The 26115-nt window shown below is 48.0% G+C and carries 15 protein-coding genes; 13 read left to right on the plus strand and 2 right to left on the minus strand.

Annotation, left to right across the window (positions count from 1 at the left end):
* The first annotated feature begins 164 nt into the window (after nucleotides 1–164).
* Nucleotides 165–1160: an SDR family NAD(P)-dependent oxidoreductase gene (locus L0659_RS05820; RefSeq protein ID WP_235124771.1), complete on the plus strand. Its 996-nt coding sequence runs from the start codon at nucleotides 165–167 to the stop codon at nucleotides 1158–1160.
* 39 nt (nucleotides 1161–1199) lie between these two features.
* Entirely contained in the window at nucleotides 1200–2030 is an 831-nt protein-coding gene (locus L0659_RS05825; RefSeq protein ID WP_235124772.1) for an AraC family transcriptional regulator, read from the plus strand.
* Here the strand turns inward: L0659_RS05825 and L0659_RS05830 are convergent.
* Together L0659_RS05830 and L0659_RS05835 are read right to left on the minus strand one after the other, a co-directional pair.
* On the minus strand, nucleotides 1991–2560 hold the full coding sequence (locus L0659_RS05830) for a dihydrofolate reductase family protein (protein WP_235124773.1): 570 nt from the start codon (nucleotides 2558–2560) through the stop codon (nucleotides 1991–1993). The genes L0659_RS05825 and L0659_RS05830 overlap by 40 nt on opposite strands.
* Nucleotides 2561–2749: 189 nt before the next feature.
* A complete protein-coding gene (locus tag L0659_RS05835; protein ID WP_235124774.1) occupies nucleotides 2750–6862 on the minus strand; it encodes a hybrid sensor histidine kinase/response regulator transcription factor in 4113 nt (1370 codons plus the stop codon).
* A 317-nt stretch (nucleotides 6863–7179) separates the two neighbouring features.
* On the opposite strand from L0659_RS05835, the gene L0659_RS05840 reads away from it, so the two are divergent.
* The 11 genes from L0659_RS05840 to L0659_RS05890 all read left to right on the plus strand — a co-directional run bounded on the left by L0659_RS05840 (nucleotide 7180) and on the right by L0659_RS05890 (nucleotide 26106).
* Entirely contained in the window at nucleotides 7180–10419 is a 3240-nt protein-coding gene (locus tag L0659_RS05840) for a TonB-dependent receptor (protein WP_235124775.1), read from the plus strand.
* 7 nt (nucleotides 10420–10426) lie between these two features.
* A complete protein-coding gene (locus tag L0659_RS05845) occupies nucleotides 10427–12241 on the plus strand; it encodes a RagB/SusD family nutrient uptake outer membrane protein (RefSeq protein WP_235124776.1) in 1815 nt (604 codons plus the stop codon).
* Between the two features lie 17 nt (nucleotides 12242–12258).
* Nucleotides 12259–13311: a glycoside hydrolase family 43 protein gene (locus L0659_RS05850; RefSeq protein WP_235124778.1), complete on the plus strand. Its 1053-nt coding sequence runs from the start codon at nucleotides 12259–12261 to the stop codon at nucleotides 13309–13311.
* A gap of 51 nt (nucleotides 13312–13362) precedes the next feature.
* Complete coding sequence (locus tag L0659_RS05855) at nucleotides 13363–14451, plus strand: Gfo/Idh/MocA family protein (RefSeq protein ID WP_235124780.1); 1089 nt, start codon at nucleotides 13363–13365, stop codon at nucleotides 14449–14451.
* 146 nt (nucleotides 14452–14597) lie between these two features.
* The gene (locus tag L0659_RS05860; protein WP_235124781.1) at nucleotides 14598–17057 is read left to right on the plus strand and encodes a glycosyl hydrolase family 95 catalytic domain-containing protein; all 2460 of its coding nucleotides are present in this window, start codon (nucleotides 14598–14600) and stop codon (nucleotides 17055–17057) included.
* A 34-nt stretch (nucleotides 17058–17091) separates the two neighbouring features.
* The gene (locus L0659_RS05865; RefSeq protein ID WP_235124782.1) at nucleotides 17092–18774 is read left to right on the plus strand and encodes a glycoside hydrolase family 43 protein; all 1683 of its coding nucleotides are present in this window, start codon (nucleotides 17092–17094) and stop codon (nucleotides 18772–18774) included.
* A gap of 9 nt (nucleotides 18775–18783) precedes the next feature.
* Nucleotides 18784–19299 carry a VOC family protein gene (locus L0659_RS05870; protein ID WP_235124783.1) on the plus strand — a complete coding sequence of 172 codons (516 nt, stop codon included), beginning with the start codon at nucleotides 18784–18786 and terminating at the stop codon, nucleotides 19297–19299.
* A gap of 102 nt (nucleotides 19300–19401) precedes the next feature.
* Entirely contained in the window at nucleotides 19402–20292 is an 891-nt protein-coding gene (locus tag L0659_RS05875) for a ThuA domain-containing protein (RefSeq protein ID WP_235124784.1), read from the plus strand.
* A gap of 50 nt (nucleotides 20293–20342) precedes the next feature.
* Nucleotides 20343–22277: an alpha/beta hydrolase-fold protein gene (locus L0659_RS05880; RefSeq protein WP_235124785.1), complete on the plus strand. Its 1935-nt coding sequence runs from the start codon at nucleotides 20343–20345 to the stop codon at nucleotides 22275–22277.
* Nucleotides 22278–22355: 78 nt separating this feature from the next.
* Nucleotides 22356–23438, plus strand: a complete 1083-nt coding sequence (locus tag L0659_RS05885; RefSeq protein ID WP_235124786.1) for an endo-1,4-beta-xylanase — start codon at nucleotides 22356–22358, stop codon at nucleotides 23436–23438.
* A 4-nt stretch (nucleotides 23439–23442) separates the two neighbouring features.
* A complete protein-coding gene (locus tag L0659_RS05890; RefSeq protein WP_255726975.1) occupies nucleotides 23443–26106 on the plus strand; it encodes a sialate O-acetylesterase in 2664 nt (887 codons plus the stop codon).
* The last annotated feature ends 9 nt before the right edge of the window (nucleotides 26107–26115 follow it).

The following is a 26115-nucleotide window of genomic DNA, read 5'->3' on the forward strand; positions in this document are numbered from 1 at the left end:
TGTTGTTTTCATTAGTTGAGCCTGTCTTATAGCAAAACCCGTACCCGTCCGGAATGTGTTTTATTTTGGATGACATTTTAAACAAAGTAAATTGACATTTTAAACAAAATGGCTACGCTGGAAACCGGATAGTTTTGTCCTATCATATTAAAACTAAAAATGACATGGGACAAAATAATGATCAGGGAGCATTGCAGCAGCCAATTGGCTCAGGGTTTAATGCAGCATCAATAGCAAATGATGTAATCCGGGGAATCAACCTGACGGGTAAGATCGCCATCGTAACCGGAGGCAATACTGGAATAGGCCTGGAAACCACAAGGGTTTTGGCCAAAGCAGGCGCCACAGTAATCGTCCCGGCCAGGGACATAGAAAAGGCACGAAAAAATCTTGAAGGCATTCCGAATGTAGAGTTGGGGAAAATTGACTTTATGGATCTGGCTTCCATTGATGCGTTTGCCGAAAGCTTTATCGCGACGGGGCGGCCGCTCCATTTGCTGATCAATAATGCCGGCATCATGTGGGTGCCGCTGCGCAGGGATATTCGGGGTATCGAATCGCAACTGGCAACCAATTATTTAGGTCAATATCAGCTCACGGCACGCTTGTGGCCCGCGCTTAAAAAGACCAGCGGCGCGCGGGTTGTCAATGTATCGTCGCTTGGGCATCAAATGGCTCCATTTGACTTCGAAGATCCTAATTTTTTACACCATGAATATCAGACCTTACAGGCTTACGGGCAATCTAAAACAGCCTGTAATTTGTTCACCCTGGCACTGGATGACATTGGAAAACAGTTCAATGTGCGCGCATACTCGTTACATCCCGGCTCCATACATGGCACCGAGCTGGGCAGGGATGCCTCATTAGAGTTGTTTCAGCAAATGGGCTTTATGGATTCAGACGGTAATCTGCTGCCGGAAGTATTAGCCTCCCTGAAAACAATCCCGCAAGGGGCCGCCACAACCGTTTGGTGCGCTACCAGCCCAATGCTCGAAAACATCGGTGGCGTGTATTGCGAGGACGCGGATGTGGCTGCGCTTAGCCAGGAAGGTGATGCGGGGCACAGTGGCGTAAAACTTTATTCCATGGATATGGAAAGCGCCAGGAAGTTGTGGGCGTGGAGCGAACAGATCACAGGCGTATTATATTATCTTTAAATGTTCACGCATGTCGCGCAGGCATGAGAAACCGGTAATATGGAACACATTTCAAAATATTTGACCAAAGAGATTAAGCTTTCCAGTTATGATGACAAGCTGTTCAAATCGGATTTAATGTTCGATGATCACATGCTGATCTGGTTTATTTCAGGTGAAACCAAAATCATCCAGGCGGACTTGACGTATTACTTCAAGGCCGGTGACATTTTCCTGATTCCCAGAAATCAGCTGGCGACCATTGTTAACTATCCGAAAAACGGACAGCCTCATAAAACAGTGGTCATGCATTTGTCCAGAGAACGACTTAAACGGTTTTACGAAAAGGTAGAGATAGAGAAAGCCAGCCACCCTGAGCAAAAGATTTTCAGTTTTAACGATCATCCATATCTGGAAAGTTGTCTGGCTTCGCTGATTCCTTACTTTGATATAACAGGCCAGTTTCCCGAGAGTATCGCGACATTGAAAATTACCGAAGCCATTACAATTTTAAGGGAAATCGACAAAACCGTAGACAGTGTGCTGGCGAACTTTGATGACCCCGGAAAAATTGATCTGGTCGACTTTATGCAACGAAATTTTATGTTCAATATGCCAATAGAAAAACTGGGTTATCTGACTGGCCGGAGTTTATCGACATTTCACAGGGATTTCAGGAAATCGTTCCATGTTACACCGCAGAAATGGCTTACAGATAAAAGGCTGGAACTGGCGTATTATCAATTAGCGGAAAAAAAGAAAAAACCCACAGAAGTGTATCTCGAAGTGGGTTTTGAAGATCTCTCCCATTTTTCTTTCGCATTCAAAAAGAAATACGGGATGGCACCAACTCAAATAACTGGATTTTCTTCTCCCGTCAACAGCCCATAATTAAGCAATATCGCCCCGGAGCCGAATGTTTTGGTGTTCAGGAGCTTCCAATGCGTCCTGTCATTTATTTTATCAAATAATAACATGCCTTTCCCTGCAATGACGGGATGGATCATGAGCTGGAATTCGTCGATTAATCGGAGATTGATTAGGGCGATGATTAAACTGCGGCTGCCGACCAGAATGTCCTTGCCGGGCTGTTGTTTGAGGTAGAGAACTTCTTCTTTCAGGCCCCGTTGTGCGATCCTCGCAGTTTCCCAGTCTGCATTTTGCAGGGTGTTCGAAAATACAACTTTCTGAATGCGGTCCATGCTTATTGCAAAGTCATCCGTGTCCTTTTCGCCGGTCGGGTTGTCTACTATGGTTTTCCAGTATTGCATCAACTGATAAGTGATCCTTCCATACAAGGCCGTATCTCCGCTTTCCATCAGTTCGGCGTAATGCTGGTGTATTTCACCGTCGGGACTGACTGCCGTATGGTCGCAAATCCCGTCGAGCGTTATATTCATTGCTGCAACTATCTTTCTCATGATCTTTTGCGTTTAGTTTAACACACTTGAACAATCACAAAAATACGCGGACGTGATCTGGGTTTGTGAAGTCATTTCGATCAAATTCAGGGGGCATTCGGGACATGTTATTACCTCCACGCGTGCGGAGGCCCGAGAATAATTTCTCAAAATCCCACCGCCATATAAATGCATCTTCCAACAAAAGTGCTACCTCACTGACGTTCCCGCATCATGGTGTCTGCGCTTTTTAGTTTTATACTCCGTTGGCAGCATGTTGAACTTGGCTTTAAAGGATTTTGCAAAATAATTCGGTGCTGTAAATCCGGTCATGTAGGAGATCTGCGAAATGCTTAAATCGCTGTTTTCCAAAAGTAATGCTGCCTTTTCCAGTTTAATGGAACGGATGAACTCGATGGGGGTCTGTCCGCTCATTTCCAGAACTTTACTGTACAATGTTCCCCGGCTCATGCCGACGTGCTTACTTAAATTTTCCACGCTAAGCTGGGCTGTGTGCAGGTTATCCTCAATGTACGACAGCATATCTTTGAGCAGCTTTTCCTGGCTCGATTCCATTTGCGGCGCTTCGCCCGAAACCTGTATATGGCGGGAATAAACGCCTTTCAGAAGCCGGTTAAGGAGAATTAAATTATTGATCTTGGCATTCAGGATGTCAAAATTGAATGGTTTGGTCAGGTAATCGTTCGCGCCCGAATTAAGCCCTTCCAGTTGCTGCTGCTCACCGGTGGAGGCAGTCAGGAGAATGATCGGAATGTGTTTGGTTCGCTTGTCAGACTTGATTTTCTGGCTTAAAGCAATCCCGTCCATTTCGGGCATGGCCACGTCGCTTACGATCAGTTCGGGATGATGGCTGAGCGTTTTTTGCCACCCTTCCTTACCATTGCTCGCCTCGATAACATGGTAAAAGGGCATCAGACTTTCTTTCAGATAATGCCTGAATTCGTCATTGTCCTCAATGATCAGGACGTTGGACGGATCTTCCAGATTGCCTTTTTCTGATTTGCCAAAGCTGTTTTCTGTTTCAATGAGCGTTTGAGGCGATAACGCCGGTTGCTCAGCCAAAGGAAGAATTTGTTCCGCAATAGGAAGCTCCACGGTAAAAGCGCTGCCCGCTCCGGGTTGACTGGCTACATTTATTTTACCCTGGTGGAGCTGAACAAACTCACGCACAATGGATAAGCCAATGCCGCTGCCCTGGTTCAGGACGGTCAGGTCAGTATCGCTTTGAAAAAACCGGTCAAAGATCTTTTCATGCTGATCTTCCGCAATGCCGATTCCGTTGTCCGAAATGTTGATTCGCAGCCAGGATTTTCCTTCGGAATCAGTTTGCTGACTAACATTTAAAGCCACTTCACCGCCTTTCGGGGTGAATTTAAATGCATTGGAAAGCAAGTTAAACAAAACACGTTCAAGCTTGTCGGCATCAAAATCCATCACAAGCTGATCCAGCGAACTCTCGATTTTAAACTGAATCCCTTTCCTGATCGAAAGGTCACTGAACTGGTCACAGGTGTCTTTGATAAACAAAATAATGTCCCTGCGTTTCAGATCCAGCTTCACTTCCTGTTCCTGCATATTTTTGAAATCCAGGAGCTGATCCACGAGGTTCAGCAGCCTTTTGGCATTTCGTTTAATGGCATTCACAGGCGGATGCAGCTCTGTGGATTTGGTCTTCACGAGCAGGTTGTCGACGGGAGCCAGAATGAGCGAAATCGGAGTCCTGAACTCGTGGCTCAAATTGGTCAAAAACTTGATCTTCATCCGGTCCAGTTCCTGCGCCCGCTCCACTTCCGCGCGTTGCTGCTGCTCTCTGAATTGCCTTTGCAGTTTCTGGATCCCCCGGCGCCGCATATAGAAAACAATCGCAAATGGCGCAAGAATGTAAAAAATGTATGCGTATATAGTCAGATAAAATGGTGGTTTGACGATCACCGCCACCGATTTCGTTTGCGGACTCCAGTTGATGCCATCCCCGCTGGCCTGCACTTCAAAAACGTATTTGCCCGGGCTCAAATTGGTATAACTGGCAAAGTTGGTCAGTCCCGTTTCGGTCCATTCCGACTGCATCCCCACCAGCCGGTGCCGGTAATGCATCTGTTTCGGATTGGTATAATCCAGCGCAGCAAAACCGATGGAGAAATTCTGTTTGTAATCCAAACTGATGGTTTTGGCGACAGCAATATCGGCGTCGATAAAATTGGAATCTGCGGGCGTAATGCTGCGGTTACCGATTTTCAGGTCTTTTAAAATGATAGGCGGAATACGCTTGCTGCTGGGCAAACTTCGGGTATCAATGTAGTTGAACCCTGCGATGCCGCCGAAAAAAAGCGTGTTATCAGCAGCTCGTATGCCCGAGCCAAGCACAAATGTTCTGTCCTGAATGCCGTTATAGGAAGTGTAGTTAATGAATTTCTTATTTTTCAGATCAAAATAGCTGATTCCCTGGTTGGTACTCACCCAAATCCGGCCTTGCGCATCTTCCAGAACCTTGTTGACAATGTTGCTGGCCAGACCTTCCTTAGCGCCGTAAGTCATGAACTTTCTGGTGCGCGGATTGTATAGCGCCAGGCCTTCACCCGACGTGCCCGCCCACATATTTCCCTTGCTGTCTTCCAAAAGTGAAAAAACAATGTTGCTTGGCAGATCACTGGTCTGCCGGTCGAGCAGCAGCGACTTTTGCGTGACCGGGTCAAAAACAGCAATGCCGGTTCCGTGCGAAGCGATCCAGAGTTTTCCCTTGCGGTCGAGCAGTAAATCCCGGATGTAACCATTGAGCGGAATGTTCCGCTGTAACACTGGAATGCCCGCATCGTGTAACCTTGTGAAGCTTTTAGTTGCAAGATCAAATAAATGCACACCACCACCATTCGTGCCCACCCACAATTTGCCTGACTTGTCCTTTTCAAGGCAAAAAATCTCGTTGTTATTGAGGCTGGATGAATCTTTTCCCCTCAGATATTGCGTATAACCGCCTGTTTTTGGATTAAACTGAAAAAGCCCGTCCTGAAAAGTCCCGATCCAAAGCGCGTCGCTTGCGACGAGCTCCAATGTCAGAATGGCAAGCCCGGATGCTGCATTCTTGTTTTTGGGGTTGATGGGAAATTTCTTGAAGAGATTGGTCTCTCGGTTGTATAGATTCAGCCCGCCGCCATCTGTGCCTACAAATAACTCGCCCGATTCCGTTTGGGCAAATGACGTTACAAATGGCCCACTCAAACCATACGGATCATTCACATCCGACCGTTTCAAACCGAAAATCGCCAGGTTTTTGTCATACTTATTGACGCCGCCCTTGTAAGTGCCGAGCCAGCAAATGCCTTCATTATCAAACAATATGCTTCGAACCGACTTGTTGCTTAGACTAAACTGCGTCCTGGCATCCGGGCCGTAGCGCGTAATGTTGCCGTTTTGAATATCGAGCATGTTCAGCCCGGCATCAGTGCAAATCCACAGGTGCTTTTCATTTTCCCATGTTACTGCAAACACCATATTAGTGCTCAGGGAGTTCTTATTATTGGGTTCGTATTTTAAATGTTTGATAATCTGCCCATTCGCATTCAATTTGAACACCCCGCTGAATGTGCCGGCCCAAATGTTCCCATCGCGGTCCTCTACAATGGATTTCACTGTGCGCGCACCGGCTTCATCGGGCATTGATTGCAAATAATTGATGTATTCTTCGCTTTTATCAGCAGGATCTATTTTAAACAGCCCGTTTCTTGTTCCGATCCAAACCCTTTTTCTGCTGTCGATGGCAATGGCGAGGATCATTCCCTTGGAGATCTGGTCGGGCATGTTGGGCCTGGATGCAAATGTGCTGATCTGATGGCTTTCCGGGTCAACATTGATCAATCCCGCCGTTGTTCCCACCCAAAGTTTTCCGGTCACATCACTGGTAATGCTGATGACGCTGTGCGGGGAAGGGATGCTTTCAAAAGAATCTTTCCTCCGGTTGTAAAGGTGTAATCCGCCTTCGATCGTACCGATCCAGATCCGTCCTTTCCGATCCTGGTGCAGGCAGGAAATGTCATTGGATCTTAATGAGGACGAATCCTTTTTATCGTGCCGGTAAACCATTACGTCGGTGCCGTCGAACCGGCTCAATCCATCGTCCGTTCCAAACCACATTAACCCATACCGATCTTTCAAAATTGCCGTCACAGTATTGGACGATAATCCGTCCGTTGAAGTCAGTGAAGTGAATTTGGGTTCGGCAGGCTGCGCCCATACAGGAAATGTCGAAGCACAGCATGCTATGAGGAAACAGATAAAACGGAATGTGAGAAGAATCTCCGAACGCATGGATATAAACATGTTAAATGCAGGTCCTAAGACGAAAGTTATCCCAAAAATGCAAGTTTGTCTCAGAATCGGGCATTTTTTTGGCCCTTTTGAACAATTGTATCCATAATATGAACAAATGTGCTCACACCAGGCTGCCTCGCTGCGCTACTTTTGTCGACAATTAATTAAATAATATCTGGAAAAAGTGATGCACAAATTTTAGGCCCGAAAGCCAAAGTTACATCCATTTTAAATCTTGTCAAATTGACACTTTTCTAACAACACCAATTAAGCCAAATGATCCAATCTCATCTAAACATCAAATCATACACAAAATGCATGAACGTTTATTAACCCATAATAAGCTGGCCAGACTACTAGGTTTTTCTGGCCTTCCGATCCTGTTGCTGGGAGGCGTTTCTATGGATGCCGTTGCCGGCAGCGCTGCATGGGCAGACTACGGCACCAGGCACCGGTCGGCGCCAGCGGCTGATATTGAAGTCACGGGAAAAGTCACCGGCCCGGACGGTGAGGCGCTTCCGGGCGCTAATGTGCTCATCAAGTCAACCACGCGAGGCACAAGTGCAGACCAGGACGGAAATTTCAGACTAACCGTTCAGGATGCCAATGCGGTGCTCGTCTTCTCCCTGGTTGGTTACGCGCCGAAAGAAGTGGTCGTAGGCACGCAACAGATCATTAATGTAACCCTGGCCGTTGACAACAAAACGCTGGATGAAGTGGTTGTGGTGGGATACGGCGTTCAGCGGAAACGTGACGTGACGGGTTCTGTGGTTTCAGTGAGTGAAAGTACATTAAAGGAAGTGCCTGCGCCAAACCTGGTGAGTCAGCTAAAAGGCCGCGCGGCCGGAGTTTCGATCATTAGTAACGGAAGCACGCCAGGTTCTCAGGGTCAGATCAGGATTCGTGGAAACCGGACATTAACAACCAGTTCAGGATCAAGCGATGGTCTCGACGGGCCGCTTGTAGTGGTGGACGGAATTCCGTTTGGTGGGTTGAATGACATTAACCCGGATGATATTTTGAGTCTGGAAGTTTTGAAAGACGCCTCTGCCACTGCCATTTACGGTTCACGCGGCGCGGGCGGTGTGATTTTAGTCACGACCAAAAGAGGAAAAATCGGCAAGCCAGTTTTCAGTTACGACGGCTATCACGGACAAACGCAGGTAATGGGCAAATTCAATGTTATGAATGGCCAGGAATATGCGCAGTTTAAAGCCGATGCGGCCAAATACAACCGCACAGCGCCGGGAACGTCGGGTTATTTGCTTACCCAAAAAGAACAGGAAGCACTCGATAACGGCGTGTCCACGGATTGGCAGGACCTGATTTACAAACCAGGCTTTATGACCAACCATCAATTGGGGTTGCAAGGCGGTGTTGAAAATACGCAATACTCGCTTGGATTAGGTTATTTCAATGAAACGGGGATTATTCCAAACCAGAGTTTCCAGCGTTTTAATATCCGTGCAACCATTGATCAGAAGATTGGTAAAAACGTTAAAATCGGCCTTAATACGCTGAATACGTTGTCTTATACGAATACGCCCGGCGGCGGCGGTGTTCCGGGCGGGTTAGTAAGGCTTACTCCACTGGCATCACCTTACAATGCAGACGGAACATTAAATACATTTCCAGCCGAAGGTTCCATAGATGCGGCGATCGTAAGTCCGCTGACGATCATGAGCAAAAAGGAATCTGCTTTGGGACGCACGCGGTCAATCAGGACATTTAACAGCCTTTACGCGGAAGTCAACATTCTTCCGGGACTGAAATATCGTTTCAATGCGGGTCTCAATTTCAGCCAGTCCAATTTGAATAATTACAATGGGCCGCTGACTTATTTTAATACATCCACGACGCAAGCGGGCTCCACAGCCGAGATCAGCAACACGGAATACTGGGATGTGAACCTGCAACATTTGCTTTATTTCGATAAAACATTTGCGGATAAGCACAAACTGGGTTTCACAGCGCTTTATGAATATACCAAAAACCACTCGCTGGGAAGCCGCTTCACGGTAACGGGCGTGCCTGCCGATTACATCAAAACTTCCAATTTCTCGCTCGCAGCCGGTCAGCCTGTTGCACCTTCGGATTTTGGTAACTCGTTCTCGGAAACCGGATTGCTGTCGTACATGGGAAGGCTTAATTATAGCTTTGCAGACAAATATTTGCTGACGTTGACATTACGCCGTGATGGTTCTTCCACATTATCTCCAGCCAACCAGTATTTCAATTATCCTGCGATCGGCTTAGGGTGGAATGTAGTAGAAGAAGGTTTTATGAAATCGGTTCCATTTATTTCCAATCTTAAACTGCGCGGTGGCTGGGGAATTTCCGGCAACCGGAATGTAGGCGCTTACTCGACATTGGGCGCATTATCTGCGGGTTATTACAACTTCGGACTGGGCACAGCCGGGCAACAACTGGCTTACACCGTAACGAGCTTGCCGTCAAGCGACCTGAGCTGGCAGTCGACCTCGCAGGTGGACATAGGAATTGATTTCGGTTTGTTCAACAACCGCATTACGGGTTCGGTAGACTGGTATCACCAGAAAACCAAGGACATTCTTCTGTCCGTGCCGCTTCCTCCGAGCAATGGTGCGGGTTCTACGCTGAAAAATTTGGGTAGAACAGAAGGGAAAGGATTGGAAGTTGCTGCCAGCTTTGAAATCGTAAGAAAACCAAAAGGCTTTAATTGGAGCATTGATGCAACTTATTTCTTCAACCGGGAAAAAATCACGCAGCTGACCACACCGGATGAAAAATCCAACCTCGGCGCAGGATGGTTCGTAGGACAGCCGCTTTCAGTGATTTTTGATTATAAAAAACTGGGCATCTGGCAAACCGCAGACGCGGAGAACGGAACATTGGCGCAACAGACTTCACCCGTTCAATTTGCAGGACAGATCCGGGTGGAAGATTTGAATGGCGACGGAAAGATCGACGCAAACGACCGCCAGATCCTGGGCAATTTCCAGCCCAAATGGGAGGGAGGGCTAACGAGCCGGTTCAGTTTCAGGAACTTTGACGCATCCGTTGTGACCTATGCAAGAATGGGCATGAAAGTGCTTGTGCCTTATCTGACAGGTAACTCCACGGGTTCCGGCGGTTTTGCGTTCTTCAATCAGGGCCGTGTAAATCAGGTGAAAACAGATTACTGGACTGAAACCAACCCGACGAACGCATTCCCGGCGCCTGATGCCGGTGGCGCTGTGGCCAATTTTGGTTCTACATTGGGTTACTACGACGGCTCATTTATCAAATGCAGGAGCATCAACTTTGGTTACACTTTCGAGAGTGACCTGATCAAAAAAATCGGTGCGGCTTCTGCCAGGATCTATGTCAACCTTACCAACCCGTTCATCATTTACGCACCATTGGTGAAAGACGACCTGGCCGTTGATCCGGAAGGAAACAGCTACGCAACGGGCCAGTCTACGCTGAACCCGCAAGGCGCCAGCGACCGCGGCGCACCGGAACGTCAGATCTCAGTAAACCTGAACTCGCCGCCGGTAAGACAATTCACTGTGGGCGTTAACCTTAAATTCTAATCCGACTATGAAATCCATAAAAAACCTGATTACAGCAGCATTAATCGCTTCATTCAGTACGGGTTGCGAAAAAGTGCTCGAAGAACATCCGCAATCCCAGATCGTCCCATCTTACTTCAACAGCCCGGCGGGCGTGCTCGGCGGAATTGCAGGGGTTTATAACGACATCCGCGGTCAATGGGGAACCGAAGGCTTCACCGTTGAAATGCAAGCAGGAACCGACGAGTTCATCCAGGGCGTTAATGGAGGTGGAGGCCCAGCTTATACTTATAATGGTCTCAATAGCAGTAACTTCGGCTCAGCCTGGGGCGTTGCATTCCAGGATATTAATACTTTGAACGGCGTGCTTCAATACGGAGCGACCATTGATCTGCCGGAAGCTACGCGGAAGCAATATCTGGCGCAAGCCAAGTTTTTGAGAGCATTCTGGTATTTCTATCTTGTGCAGACCTGGGGCGATGTGCCGCTGCACACCGAATTTATTACCGTGCCTTCGCAGGCTGCATCACGCCAGCCGGTAGCGGACGTGTATGCGCTCATTATCCAGGATTTAACCGAAGCTGCGGCAGACTTGCCTAACCAGCCAACGGCTCCGTTCCTGGGCAAGGCTGCAACCAAGTCGACCGCCCAACTGCTGCTCGCAAAAGCATATCTGACCCGCGGCTGGCTGAATAACACAGCTTCTGATTTCACGCAGGCAGCAACGATCTGCGACGACATTATCGCCAAAAAAGCAGATTATGGCCTCGACTTGTGGCAGGATTACGGGGACGCATTTGTGCCTGCAAATGATTATGGCAAAGAAACCATGTTCGTAAGCGATCACGTGCTCGATCCCAAATATGGTTACTATCAGGTAGGCGCCCAGGCTGGGGGAGGCGCGGCGCAAAACCTGAGCCCGTGGTTTACCAACTGGAATTACCCCAACAACAGCGGGATCAACTCGATTAAAAATGCACAGGGCACGTTTGTCCATAGCGGAACTTCCGGCATGCTGCGCGACTCGTATTATGGCCGTCCCTATGTGAGGATGCGTCCTAATTCCGATAAAATAGCGACTGGGCCGCGCGCTGGTAAGAATTATTTCCTGGATCAGGCATTCACCAACCGCAATGTGGATTCGCGTTATGCCAATTCGTTTTACACGGTTTATATTTCAAATACTGCTGTAAGAAATGAGGCGAATGCTACCAATAACCTGCGCGGCATTGCATATACGACCGTTCCAGGCGTGGATACTGCTGTTTGGCTGCCGGATTACGAAGTGCCTGGCGCGCCGCAGTTTGTAGGCAGCCGGCCGTTCAAAGGCATCGTGGTGCCGCCGAGTCTTTGGAACAACAGCATTTTCCCGGCTTTGAAGAAATTCATGGACCCAAGCCGCGGTGCTAATTTCAACGACCCGTCTACGCGTCCGGTTGTGCTATATCGCTTTTCTGATGTGTATATGACAGGTGCTGAGGCCTATTTCAAAGCAGGTAACAACGCAAAAGCAGCCGCTTTGATCAATGTGGTAAGACAGCGCGCCGCCTTCAAAAAAACCAATTCAACATCCGAAAATGCCGCTGCCGCAACAGCCCTGACCATCACCGCAGCGCAGGTAACCCTGGATTTTATCCTCGACGAACGCAGCCGTGAATTCTTCGGAGAGTGGCAGCGCTGGCATGATCTTGTACGGACGCGCTCGCTCGTGCGCCGCGTGCAGGAATGGAATCAGGAAGCGGCTCAGTATGTGAAGGATTTCAATATGCTCCGTCCCATCCCGCAACCGCAAATCGATAGGGTCGTAGATGGACCGAAGTTTCCGCAAAATTCCGGATATTGATAAAAAAAATTCAAAAGATGATAAATCGTAACTTATTAGCAGGAATATCGGCGTCGTTGCTGGCGTTTGGTTTAGGTGCTCCAAATGGCCTTTGCCAGGGAACCAATATAAAGCCATTGGTAAGCGACTTATACACCGCAGACCCGTCGGCCCATGTTTTCAACGGAAAAATCTACATTTATCCATCCCACGACGTTGAGGCCGACGTGCCGCAAGACGATGAAGGCGGTCACTTCCAGATGCGCGATTATCATGTATATTCCATGGACAAAATCGGTGGCAAAGTCACCGACCATGGCGTGGCGCTGGATGTGAAAGATGTGCCATGGGCCGATAAACAAATGTGGGCGCCCGACGCAGCATTCAAGAATGGGACATACTTCCTTTATTTTCCTGTAAAAGATAAGGAAGGCGTTTTCCGGATGGGCGTAGCAACCAGCAAGTCGCCGACCGGGCCATTCAAGGCTGAGCCAGAGCCTATGAAAGGAAGTTACAGCATTGACCCCGCCGTTTTCACCGACACAGATGGAAAAAGCTATATGTATCTGGGCGGCATCTGGGGTGGTCAGCTGCAACGCTGGCATACAGGCACTTATGATAAGTCGTTGATGACCGATCTTGGTAAGGGACATGAAAACGAGCCCGCATTAAGCGCCAAAGTGGCGGTGATGAGCGATGATATGTTGTCGTTTGCGGAGCAACTGAAAGATGTGCAGATCCTGGATGAGAACGGCAAGCCTATCCTGGCATCAGATACCAAACGCCGCTTTTTTGAAGGTGCCTGGATGCACAAGTATAATGGTAAATATTATTTCTCCTATTCCACGGGCGATACGCATTTGTTATGTTACGCAGAAGGCGATTCACCCTACGGGCCATTCACTTACAAAGGGGTGATTATGAATCCGGTAGAAGGCTGGACAACCCATCATTCTATCGTAGATGTGAAAGGGAAATGGTATATTTTTTATCATGATGCGGCCCTGTCCGGCAAAACCCATCTTCGTAATGTCAAGGTGAGAGAATTGCTTAGAGAAGGCAACGGAAATATTAAAACCATCAACCCCTGACAAAGTAGGTGTCCGCTGCATTGCGCTTATCAATTTAAAAAAAACATCATTATGCATATCGAAAGGCGTGATTTCTTATCAACATTGACATTGGCCGGTGCGGCAACTTTATTTACCGGGAATTCCCTGCTGGCATCCACAGGTCCTAAGAAGGAAAAACTCGGCATTGCGTTGGTAGGCCTGGGCTATTACAGCACCGACCTGCTTGCACCCGCGCTCCAGATGACCGAAAAATGTTACCTGGCCGGCATCGTCACAGGCACACCTGCCAAGGCAGAAACCTGGAAAGCCAAGTACAACATTCCCGACAAGAACATTTACAACTACAAGAATTTCGACGATATCGCCAACAACCCGGATATCGATGTGGTGTACGTCGTTTTGCCGCCGTCTATGCACAGGGAATTTGTGGTCAGGGCAGCCAAAGCTGGTAAGCATGTATTTTGTGAAAAACCAATGGCGCCGTCTGTTGCCGACTGCGAAGCAATGATCCAGGCTTGTAAAGCCAACAAAGTCAAACTCGCCATCGGCTACCGCTGCCAGCACGATCCGAACATTCAGGCCATTATGAAAATTGCCAAAGAACCGAAATTTGGCAAAGTGAAAATGGTGACGAGCGCAGCCGGTTATTTCGATGCGCGGACTGACCATTGGAAACAGAAAAAATCCTTAGGCGGCGGCGTAATGGGGGATATGGGCGTGTATGCATTGCAAGGTGCAAGACTGGCAACGGGAGAAGAGCCGATCAGCGTTTTTGCGCAAGCTTCCACAACGCGTCCCGAGATCTATAAGGAAGTGGAGGAAACCATGATGTTCATGCTCGATTTTCCAAGCGGCGCCAAAGCATCCTGCCAGACAAGTTTTGGCATTAATATGAATTATTTGCAGGTCAACTATGAAAAAGGCTGGGCTAAGCTGGAACCGCAGTCGGGCTATAATGGCAACAAGGGCAGCTTATCGGATGGGACTGTAATTAACTTTCCGATCAAAAGTCAGCAAGCCAAACAAATGGACGAAGACTGCACCGCGCTCATGACCAATGCGAATCTGATCGCACCCGGTGAAGAAGGGCTGCGTGACATTCGTGTTGTAGAGGCGATCTATAAATCGGCTGCGAGTGGCAAAACGGTTAAGATCTGACGAAATGCAATGATACTTTGCTGGCTATTCGATCATTATTGTACTTTGAGCATAAATTAATTTGCTTTTTGTAGATAAATTAATAAAATTGCATTCGATAAAGTGTCATGATGACACATTAATTTGAGTTGAAATTTGGTGTGTTTATGAGGAAAATTTCCTTTTTGTTTTTTATGGTCATGGCGGTTGCAGGTTATTCGCAGACGCCGCGTGTACAAAAGCTTTGGTATAGTCAACCTTCCGGCAAAACCTGGGAGAATGCACTGCCCGTCGGGAACGGCAGGCTCGGCGGCATGGTGTATGGTAATGTGGTGAACGAAACGATCCAGCTCAATGAACATACATTATGGTCGGGCGGACCGAATCGCAACGACAATCCCGATGCATTGGTTGCGTTGCCGGAAATCCGCAAATTGATTTTTGACGGAAAACAAAAGGAAGCCGAAAAGCTGGCCAACAAAGCCATTATTACCAAAAAATCACACGGACAAATGTTTCAGCCGCTGGGCGACTTGCGGCTGACTTTTCCGGGCCACGACAGTTTTACCAATTATTACCGCGAACTCGACATTGAACGTGCAGTAGCCAAAACCACTTACCAGGTCGACGGTGTCAACTACACCCGCGAAGTGCTCGCCTCATTCCCGGACCGCGTGATCGTGATCCGCCTTACTGCCGACAAACCTGGCAAGCTGACATTCGATGCTTCCTATGCCTCTTTGCACAAAATCAAAACGACTAAAACAACTGCTTCGAAAGACCTTACCATTGCCGGAGCGACCCAGGATCATGAGGGTGTCAAAGGTCAGGTTCGATTCAAAGGCATTACCAGGATCAAAACGGAAGGCGGCAATGTGACTGCCAGTGATACCGCATTGAATGTTACCGGAGCGAACGCGGCGACCATTTACATTTCCATTGCGACGAATTTTAAAAACTACAATGATGTAGGCGGTGATGAAAACGCGCTCGCAGCGTCCTATCTGGATAAAGCGGCTTCGAAATCATACGCAGCCATTCTGAACCCGCACATTGCTGCTTACCAAAAGTATTTCAACCGCGTTAAATTTGATCTTGGCACAACGGATCTAGGTAAGTTACCAACGGATGAAAGGCTAAAAAACTTCCGCAATGTTAATGATCCTGAATTGGTTACGCTTTACTATCAATATGGTCGTTATCTGTTGATTTCCAGTTCGCAACCCGGCGGGCAGCCTGCAAACTTGCAAGGCATTTGGAACAATAAAATGATGCCGCCCTGGGATAGCAAATACACGATCAATATCAATGCGCAGATGAATTACTGGCCCGCGGAGCGAACGAATTTGAGCGAGCTGCATGAGCCTTTTCTCAAAATGGTCGAAGAGCTTTCGCAAACTGGAAAGGAAACGGCCAAAACCATGTACGGCGCAAGAGGCTGGATGGCGCATCATAACACCGACATCTGGCGCGCAACTGGTGCCATTGACGGCGCATTCTGGGGCATGTGGATCGCAGGCGGTGGCTGGACCAGCCAGCATTTGTGGCAACATTATCTCTATCACGGCGACAAGGCTTATCTGGCCAAGATCTATCCAATATTGAAAGGCGCAGCCACATTCTATGCTGACTTTTTGATTGAACATCCTAAATACAAATGGCTCGTCGTCAATCCGGGAAGCTCTCCCGAAAATGCACCTGCTGCGCACGAAGGCTCTTCGCTGGACGCCGGAACCACGATGGATAACCAGATCGCATTCGACGTTTTCAGCAGCACCATTCGTGCAGCCGAAATCCTGAAAAAGGACGCCCCATTCACCGATTCGCTGCGACAAATGCGCAAACGCCTGCCGCCTATGCATGTGGGCCAGCACGGCCAGTTGCAGGAATGGCTTGATGATGTGGACGATCCAAATGATCATCACCGCCACGTTTCGCATCTATACGGCTTGTTTCCGTCAGACCAAATTTCAGCGTATCGCACACCCGAACTTTTTTCTGCCGCCCGGACTACATTGCTGCACCGCGGCGACGTTTCAACCGGTTGGAGCATGGGCTGGAAAGTGAACTGGTGGGCCAGGTTGCAGGACGGAAACCACGCATTTACATTAATTAAAAGCCAGCTTTCGCCCTTAGGGACATCCAAAGAAGGGGGAGGAACCTACAACAACCTCTTCGACGCCCACCCGCCATTCCAGATCGACGGCAACTTCGGCTGCACATCAGGCATTACAGAAATGCTTATGCAAAGCGCAGACGGTTCCGTGCATTTGCTTCCAGCATTACCGGACGTTTGGCAGAATGGAAATATCAGCGGACTGCTCGCGCAAGGTGGTTTTGAAGTCGTGAATATGGAGTGGAAAGCAGGAAAGCTGACCAAGGTGGAAGTCAAATCAAAACTGGGTGGAAACCTGAGACTACGCACGCCGAACGAGTTAAAAGCGGCTAATGGCAAGCCGGTGAAGATCGCCTCAGGGGTGAATGCTAATGCTTTTTACCAAACTGAGGCAGTTGCTAATGCGGTTGTTTCGTCAAAGGCGGGTCCAGCTGCATTGAATTTAAAGCCAACATTCCTTTACGACATTCCAACTCAGGCTGGTAAGACGTATGTCTTTGCCGGTCAATAAGTTATTAGTAATCATTGATTAAGATCAAAATATAATGACCAAACATTTTATCACTGCAATTTGGGTTGCATTGCTATGCGGCACGCAGCTGGTGCGGGCACAAAAGACTACATTGGTCAATCCGATTTTGACCGGTTTCTATCCCGACCCGAGCGTGGTACAGGTTGGAACCGATTACTATCTGGTCAACTCCACATTTTCCTACTTTCCAGGCATCCCGGTTTTTCACAGCAAGGATTTGAAAAACTGGAAACAGATCGGTAATGTCATCGACCGCGCCTCACAAATGGATTTTATGGGCGAGAAGTTAACCAGAGGACTTTTTGCGCCGGCGATCAGCTATCATAAAGGCACATTTTATGTTACTTGCACGGACATTGATCATGACGGAAACTTTGTGGTAACAGCCAAAAACCCGGCCGGCCCATGGAGCAACCCGATCCGCATTCCGCAAGCGCGCGGCATTGATCCTTCGTTGTTTTTTGATGATGATAACAAAGCCTACATTATTTACAACAGCGACGCGCCCGACAGAAAACCCTTGTATTCCGGTCACAGGACCATCCGCATTTATGAGCTTGATCCTGCCACATTGCAGGTTATCGGGGAAGAAAAACAGTTGGTGAACGGCGGCGTGGATCTGAGCAAAAAGCCTGTCTGGATCGAAGCGCCGCATATTATGAAGCGAAATGGCTGGTATTATCTGTATGCGGCAGAGGGAGGGACTTCGGTAAACCATACGGAAGTTGTTTTTCGCAGCAAGTCGGTTTGGGGGCCGTTTGTTCCTTATGAAAACAATCCGATTTTAACTCAAAAAGGACTGCCCGAAGACCGTAAAGATCCGATCACGTCTGCCGGCCACGCGCAGTTTGTGGATGGGCCGGATGGAAAAACCTACGCCATTTTCCTGGCCGTGCGTCCCTATGAAGGCAATTATTACAACACAGGCCGCGAAACGTTCATCGCGCCCGTGGAATGGAAAGACGACTGGCCGGTGATCAACCCGCCCACCAAGAATGTGGATTACGCATATACTGTCAACTATAAAGAAGTGAAGCAAAAAGATGCGCTTCCGCAGGCAGGCAGTTTTGCATATACATTAACATTCGAAAACAAGCTCGATCCTGCGTTGCTTTTCATGCGGACTATCGATAGCAGTTCCTTCTCATTATCAAAACAAAATGGCCTGACCATGAAGCTGAAACCCGAAACCATTATGGAATTCGGCAACCCTTCATTCATCGGCAAACGCCAGCAGCATTTATTCTGCACCGCCGAAACCGAGCTCAATTTTTCGCCCAAATCGGAAAAAGAAAAAGCGGGACTTACCATTTTCCAGGATGAGTCGCATTTCTATTTTCTGAGCAAATCCATCAAGGACGGTAAGCCAATGATCCAGCTTTTCAAAAGCGGTGCAGGCGGAAAGGAAATGGAATTACTCTCTGAAATGCCCGTTTCGGACGCTTCCAAGCCAGTTAAGCTGCGCATTGTAGCAAACGGTGATACATATAGTTTCTATTTTTCAAAAGGCGCTTCCTGGGAGTTGTTGAAAGACAAAGTAGACGCGAAATTCCTGAGCACCGAAGTCGCTGGCGGCTTTATTGGCTGTTTGTTTGGTATGTACGCAACGTCTTCCGGTGACCAAGCGAGCAATTCCGCTTCATTTAAATATCTAAAATACAGCGGAAATGATCCAATGTTTAAAACAATCAAATAACCTATGAAAATGTCCACAATCAAGAATCTGTTAATTATTACTGCGTGCCTCTTTGGTAGTCTCGTTCAGGCGCAATCCAATTTTAAAAGTAAGTCCATCGGCGTAGGCGTCGTGGTGGCAGATATGGAGAAGTCCCTGAATTTCTATGTTAATGGAATCGGTATGGTCAAGACCGGCAATTTTACGATCAATGCTGAATTTGGTAAACGAGGAGGTTTGACAGGCGGTGAAGCTGTTGAAGTAAACATTCTGAAACTGGAAAACAGCCCCGAAGGCACAGATTGGAAACTGATGAGTTTTGGCAAAAAGGCAAGCCATCCCAAGCCAAAATTCATACAAGACGATAATGGTCCTCAATACATTACCATTCAGGTTAAAGCTTTAAAACCCATCATCGACAGGCTAAAAGAACAAAAAGTGCCTTTCCTGGGAAGCACGCCCACGCCGCTGACGAAAGATTCGCACTTCGTTCTGGTTCAGGATCCGGACGGAACATTTGTGGAGCTGATAGGGCCATTGGAATAGGGAAGGCGGTTTTTCGCTTTGTGCAGATGGTCAACACCGGCTTCAGGTGATTTGTAGATTAATTTAATGATAACGATTATGCTTAGAAATTGTCTTGTCTTGATGCTGTCTGCATTTGTTTCCCTGAGTGTCCTGGCTCAAAAACCGAAACCGATACGCGTTTTGATCGTGGATGGTTTCAGTAACCATGACTGGAAACAAACCACAGCCGTAACCAAATGGATACTGGAAGAAAGTGGACGTTTTTTGGTGGAGGTCAGTACAGTTCCTGCGGATAGTTTGGAAAGAAGCGCATGGAACCCGGATTTCGCTAAGTATGCATTGATCGTTCAGAATACGAACAACATTCAAAATCCCAATCTGCGCTGGTCAACACAAGCCGAAAAGCATTTAGAAGAATATGTCAGGAATGGTGGTGGTTTGTACATTCTGCATTCAGCTAACAATGCGTTTTCGCATTGGAGAGAATACGATAAAATGATAGGACTGGGTTGGCGGCGGGCTTCCGAAGGATACGCGCTGGAAATTGATGCAACAAAAAGAATTACCCGGATCGCACCGGACGAAGGAAAAGGGACTGGCCATGGCGACAGGTTCAACGCATTGATCCAGGTCCTGACATCACACCCCATTAATAATGGATATCCCAATCAGTGGCAGACGGCCAACACGGAAGTTTACTATTTCCCTCGCGGACCAGCAGAAAACATTACTGTGCTGTCAAGTGCTTTCGACAGCACGAGTACTAAACAGACCTGGCCGGTGGAATGGGTTGTGCAATATGGTAAGGGGCGGGTTTACAATTCAAGTTTGGGGCATCTTTGGAAGGGAGAGAGTTACCCGCCTGCCTATCGCTGCATTGGTTATCAGACCACGGTTGTCAGGGCGGCAGAGTGGCTGGCGACAGGCAAAGTGACGTTGCCAGTTCCTTCCAATTTCCCAACAGCCACTAGTCAGAGTCTGCGTCCGGAAGATTCTTTTCAAATGCCATAGTGTAGCAAAAAACAATCTATTAATACAGAACCAATATCATTCTTAAACTCATGAAACGATTTTTACCCATCATAATGTGCCTCACACTCCTCACGCTAGTGGGTCATGCGCAGGAGATTTTGAAAGAAATGCCGAAGGGTTACGACACAGGGCAGGCTGGTGTGGCTGCTGGGAAAATCGATACGGTTCAGTATGATTCCAAAACGGTCGGTAACAAGCGTAAAGCGCTGATTTATACGCCTCCCGGTTTTAATAAAAAGAAAAAATATCCTGTGCTCTATCTCCTGCACGGCATTGGCGGCGATGAAAAGGAGTGGCTGAAAGGCGGTAACCCGCAGCTGATCCTGGACAATTTGTATGCCGAAAAGAAGATCGAACCGATGATCGTGGTCATGCCGAATGGCCGGGCGATGAAGGATGACAGGGCAACGGGCAATATTATGGCTCCCGACAAAGTGGCTGCATTCGCTACATTCGAACAGGATCTGCTTAGAGATCTGATTCCTTTTGTGGAAAGCAAATATCCCGTTTGGAAAGACCGGGAGCATCGTGCTATTGCCGGACTTTCTATGGGCGGCGGGCAGTCGCTGAACTTTGGATTGGGAAATCTGGACCAGTTTGCGTGGGTAGGAGGGTTTTCTTCCGCACCGAACACGAAGGCACCTGCGGAGCTGATGCCTAACCCGGAGGAAGCAAAAATGAAATTGAAACTGCTTTTCATTTCCTGCGGCGACGAGGACAGGCTCATTACTTTCAGCAAACGCACGCATGATTATCTGTTTGAAAACAATGTTCCGCACATCTTTTACATCGAACCGGGCGTGCACGATTTCAAGGTTTGGAAAAACGGTTTGTACATGTTTTCGCAGTTTTTGTTCAAACCTGTTGATGTGCCTTCTTTAACAAAATATACCATTCTCGGATCACCAGCCGCAACCAACATTCGCAATGCAAAATATCCGCAGATCCTCCCGGATAATCGGGTAGTTTTCCGCACCAAGGCACCTAATGCGCAAAAAGTACAGGTGGATCTGGGCAAAAAGTATGATATGGTGAAAGACACAGCGGGCGTCTGGTCGGTGACGACAGATTCTATCGGCGAAGGTTTTCATTATTATTCGCTGCTCATCGACGGCGTTGCATTGGCTGATCCTGCGAGCGAGTCATTTTATGGAATGGGGCGCATGGCGAGCGGGATTGAAATTCCCTTTCGCGATGGTGGTTACTATGCCATGCGTGATGTGCCGCACGGGGATATCCGCGTCAAAAAATATTTATCCAAAGCCAGCAATTCATGGCGCGAAATGTACGTCTACACGCCTCCCGGCTACGACCAGTCGACAGAAAAATATCCCGTGCTGTATCTTTTGCATGGCGGCGGAGAAGATCAGCGCGGCTGGGCAACGCAAGGGAAAACAAACCTGATCCTTGATAACCTCATTGCAGAAGGAAAAGCAAAACCAATGCTGATAGTCATGATGGACGGAAATCTCGGCAGTCCAATGGGACCTGGCAGTATGGCCACGGCTGGTGACGGTTTCCTGAAAATTTTTGAAAGCGAGCTGAAACAAGGCGCAGTTCCATTCGTGGAAAGCAACTTCCGCGTGCAGGCCGACGCCGCGCACCGGGCACTGGCGGGACTTTCCATGGGCGGCATTCAGACATTGTATGCAGGAGTTAAAAACACCGATATGTTCTCCTCACTGGGTGTATTCAGCTCCGGTTGGTTTGCCAATAATGACGCCCTATCCGGTCCGCATTATGCATTTGCCAAAGACAATGCAAAAACGATCAATGGCAACCTCAAAAACTTCTGGATCTCCATGGGTGGCGAGGAAGATATCGCTTACAAAAACTGCAAGATCATGCTTTCCAAATATGACGAGCTGGGCATCAAATACCAATACAGCGAATACCGTGGAGGTCACACCTGGCCCGTCTGGCGCCACGACCTGCACGTATTTTCGCAGGTGCTGTTTAAGTAAAATGTCATTGAGTCAAAGGGTCATTAGGTCATTGGTTGTTTAAACATTCACTCATTCACTCATTCAAAATTCATCAACATGCCCATTCATTCATCATCAATCTGGTTAAAATCACTCGCCATCACTGCGGCGTTGTTTTCGTCACCAAGTCTTCTGGCGCAAAAGTCGCTCAAAGAAGCTTATAAGGATTATTTCCCGATCGGCGTGGCTGTTTCACCGAGAAGCGTAGCCGGCCCGGAAGCGGAGCTGATCAAGCAGCAGTTCAGCAGCATTACTCCTGAAAATGCGATGAAGATGGGCCCGATCCATCCGGAAAAAAATGTCTACAACTGGAAGGATGCGGATGCCATTGTTGCATTCGGAGAAGCCAACGGCATTAAGGTGCGCGGCCATACACTATGCTGGCATAACCAGACGCCCAAATGGTTTTTTACCGATTCCCTCGGGGCACAGGTTTCACGCGAAGAATTGTTGTCACGTTTGAAACAGCACATTACGGATGTTATGACGCGTTACAAAGGCAAAATCTACGCCTGGGACGTTGTGAATGAGGCTGTTCCCGACACGGGCACTGGCATTTACAGGGAATCCAAATTTTACCAGATCATAGGCGAAGATTACATTGAAAAAGCATTCGAATATGCCCACGCCGTGGATCCGGATGCAAAGCTTTTTTACAATGATTATAACACGGAGAGCGCGGTTAAAAGGAAAAAAATCTTTCAATTGGTCACAAAATTAAAAGAGAAAAATGTCCCGATTCATGGCGTAGGATTGCAGGCACATTGGTCAATTTATGAACCGACACAGGCCGAGCTGGAAGAGTCGATCATGCAGTTTGCCAGCTTAGGTCTGGCCGTTCAGATTACGGAGCTGGATGTTTCGGTTTACCCCAAAGAACATGAACGAAGACAAAAAAAGGAGGGCGAAGGAAGTACATTTTCGCCGGAAATGGAGCAAAAGCAGTCAGCACATTACAAAATGATTTTTGATACATTCAGAAAGCACAAAGGAGCGATAACCGGCGTCACATTCTGGAATGTTTCGGATAAAACCACCTGGCTGGACAATTTCCCCGTGCCAGGCCGCAAGGACTACCCGCTGCTTTTTGACCAGAATTTTAAACCTAAGAAGGCATTTGACGGCGTTGTGAATTTCTAGAAAAATGAAGTTTCTACTATTACTGATCCTCCTTTCCGGCAACGCGTTTGCTGATATCCGCCTGCCTAAGCTGATATCAAATAATATGGTGTTGCAGCGCGACCAGCCGATTACGGTTTGGGGCTGGGCCGCGCCGAAAGAAAAGGTTACCCTCACATTCAAAGGCAAAAGTCGAAGCGCTGTGACCGGTGCGGATGGAAAATGGGAAATACGGCTGCCTGCGCAACCTGCCGGGACGGGTTTTGAAATGTTGGTGAAGGGTAAAAATCAGATCAGGATTAAAAATGTTGCTTTTGGGGATGTTTGGCTTTGCAACGGGCAGAGCAATATGGTCATTAATATGGAGCGGGTCAAGGTGCGTTTCGCCGAAGATATTGCCTCCGCCAACTATCCCGAAATCCGCAATTTTTTTATCCCGACCTTGACCAATCTAAGCGGCCCGCAGCAAGATTTCCCGAACGCCGAATGGAAGGCAGCCAATCCCAATGATGTGCTCAATTTTGGCGCCGTTTCCTATTTTTTTGCCAGAGACCTTTATGATCAGTATAAGGTTCCGATCGGCATTATCAACAGCGCAGTAGGAGGCACGCCCATTGAAGCCTGGATTAGCGAGGGTGGTTACAAGGATTTCGCTGATATTCAGAAGGTTATTAATCAAAACAAAGACACTTCTCACGTCGCTGCCAGAAAGCAAAGCAACTTGGACAACGCGCCAAAGCGGCCTGAGTCAACCGATTTGGGATTAACCGAACATTGGGAAAGCGAAACGTACACACCCAAAGGCTGGCGGAACTTCAACATTCCGGGTTACTGGGAAGATCAGGGATTAAAAAATTTGAATGGTGTCGTGTGGTTCCGCAGGGAATTTGAAGTGCCCGAAAGCTGGATCGGGAAGCCGGTAAAGCTTTATATGGGACGCATTGTGGATGCGGATGAAATGTTTGTCAATGGGAAGAGCATTGGGAATGTTACCTATCAGTATCCGCCGCGCCGCTATGAAATTCCGGCGGGTTTATTGAAAGCAGGCAAAAATACATTCGTGATCCGGGTGACGAATTCGGCTGGAAAAGGTGGTTTTGTGCCGGACAAGCCTTATTTCATGACTACCAATGAGGAGCAAGTCGACCTGAAAGGAACCTGGCAGTATAAGGTTGGAAAGGTTTTTTCACCAGTCAAAATGGCGAATGCCAAACAAGCTCCTTTCGTCGCCCAAAACCAGCCAGCTGCGCTCTACAATGCAATGATCGCGCCGGTGCTGCCTGTGAAAGTGAAAGGATTTCTCTGGTATCAGGGTGAGTCTAATGTGGATCATCCGGATACTTACAAAACGCTGTTACCCGCATTAATCAATGATCGACGCAAGCTTTGGAACGACGAAAATCTGCCTTTCCTGGTGGTGCAACTTCCTAATTTTCAAGACATTGATTTCACCCCCGCCGAAAGCAACATGGCAGTGCTTCGGGAAGCGCAGAATCGGGCATTAACATTAAAAAACACCGCGGTAACCGTAACCCTGGACCTGGGCGAATGGAACGACATTCACCCATTGAACAAAAAGGACATTGGAAAAAGACTGGCGCTATCAGCCCGAAACCTGGCTTATGGAGACAAAAATGTGGTGCACAGCGGCCCAACGCTGAAATCGCAAAGCGTTGTAGGCGAGAAGATTATTCTGACTTTCGACCATGTAGCCGATGGCATTAAATCCTTGGACGATGAAGCATTACGCTGGTTTGCAATTGCGGGTGATGATGAGAAATTTGTTTGGGCAAAGGCAAAGATCGTCGGGAAAGATCAGGTCGAGGTAAGCAGTGAAATGGTCAAAACGCCCAAATACGTGCGCTATGCCTGGCAGGACAATCCCGAAGGAATCAATTTTTACAATTCAGCCAACCTTCCTGCATCACCATTCCGGACCGATGGTTCACAGCAGTTGGATGAAACCAAACCCTGGAAAGGTAAAAAATCCGCGGTTGTATTGACTTATGACGACGCATTGAATGTTCATCTGGACAATGTGATCCCTGCCCTGGATTCGCTGAGCTTGAAAGGCTCGTTTTACCTGACCGCTTCGTCGGACGCCGCCCGCAACCGGATCAAAGACTGGCGCGCCGCCGCCGCCAATGGCCACGAACTGGGTAATCACACGCTTTATCATCCCTGCGATGCAACCGAACCGGGCATGAGCTGGGTAAAACCTGAATATGATCTGAGCAAGTATAGTATGGCCCGGATCAAGGACGAGATCAGGATGTGCAATGCGTTTTTGAAATCAATTGATGGTTTGGATAAACGCACATTTGCCTTCACTTGCGGGCATAAAAAAGTGGTCGAAGGCGAATTTATACAAACGCTTTCAGACGAATTCATTGCCGCAAGAGCGGTAAGGCACGAAATGCACACTTTTAAAGAGCAAAAATTGATGGACATCGACTGCTATTCTATGGTGGAACAGTCGGGGCAGGAAATGATCGGGCTGGTGAAGCAAGCGCAGCAAAGCGGGAAATTGCTTGTTTTTCTCTTTCACGGAGTAGGCGGGGAGCATGCACTCAACGTTTCCAGCCAGGCGCATAGTGAGTTGCTGCATTATTTGAAAGAAAATGAGAAGGATATTTACGTCGATACGATGCGTAATGTCGCAGAACATATCCAGCACGTGAAGAAATAATTTTTTGTA

This window comes from Dyadobacter sp. CY347 (assembly GCF_021502655.1).
Classification (GTDB): Bacteria; Bacteroidota; Bacteroidia; order Cytophagales; family Spirosomataceae; genus Dyadobacter.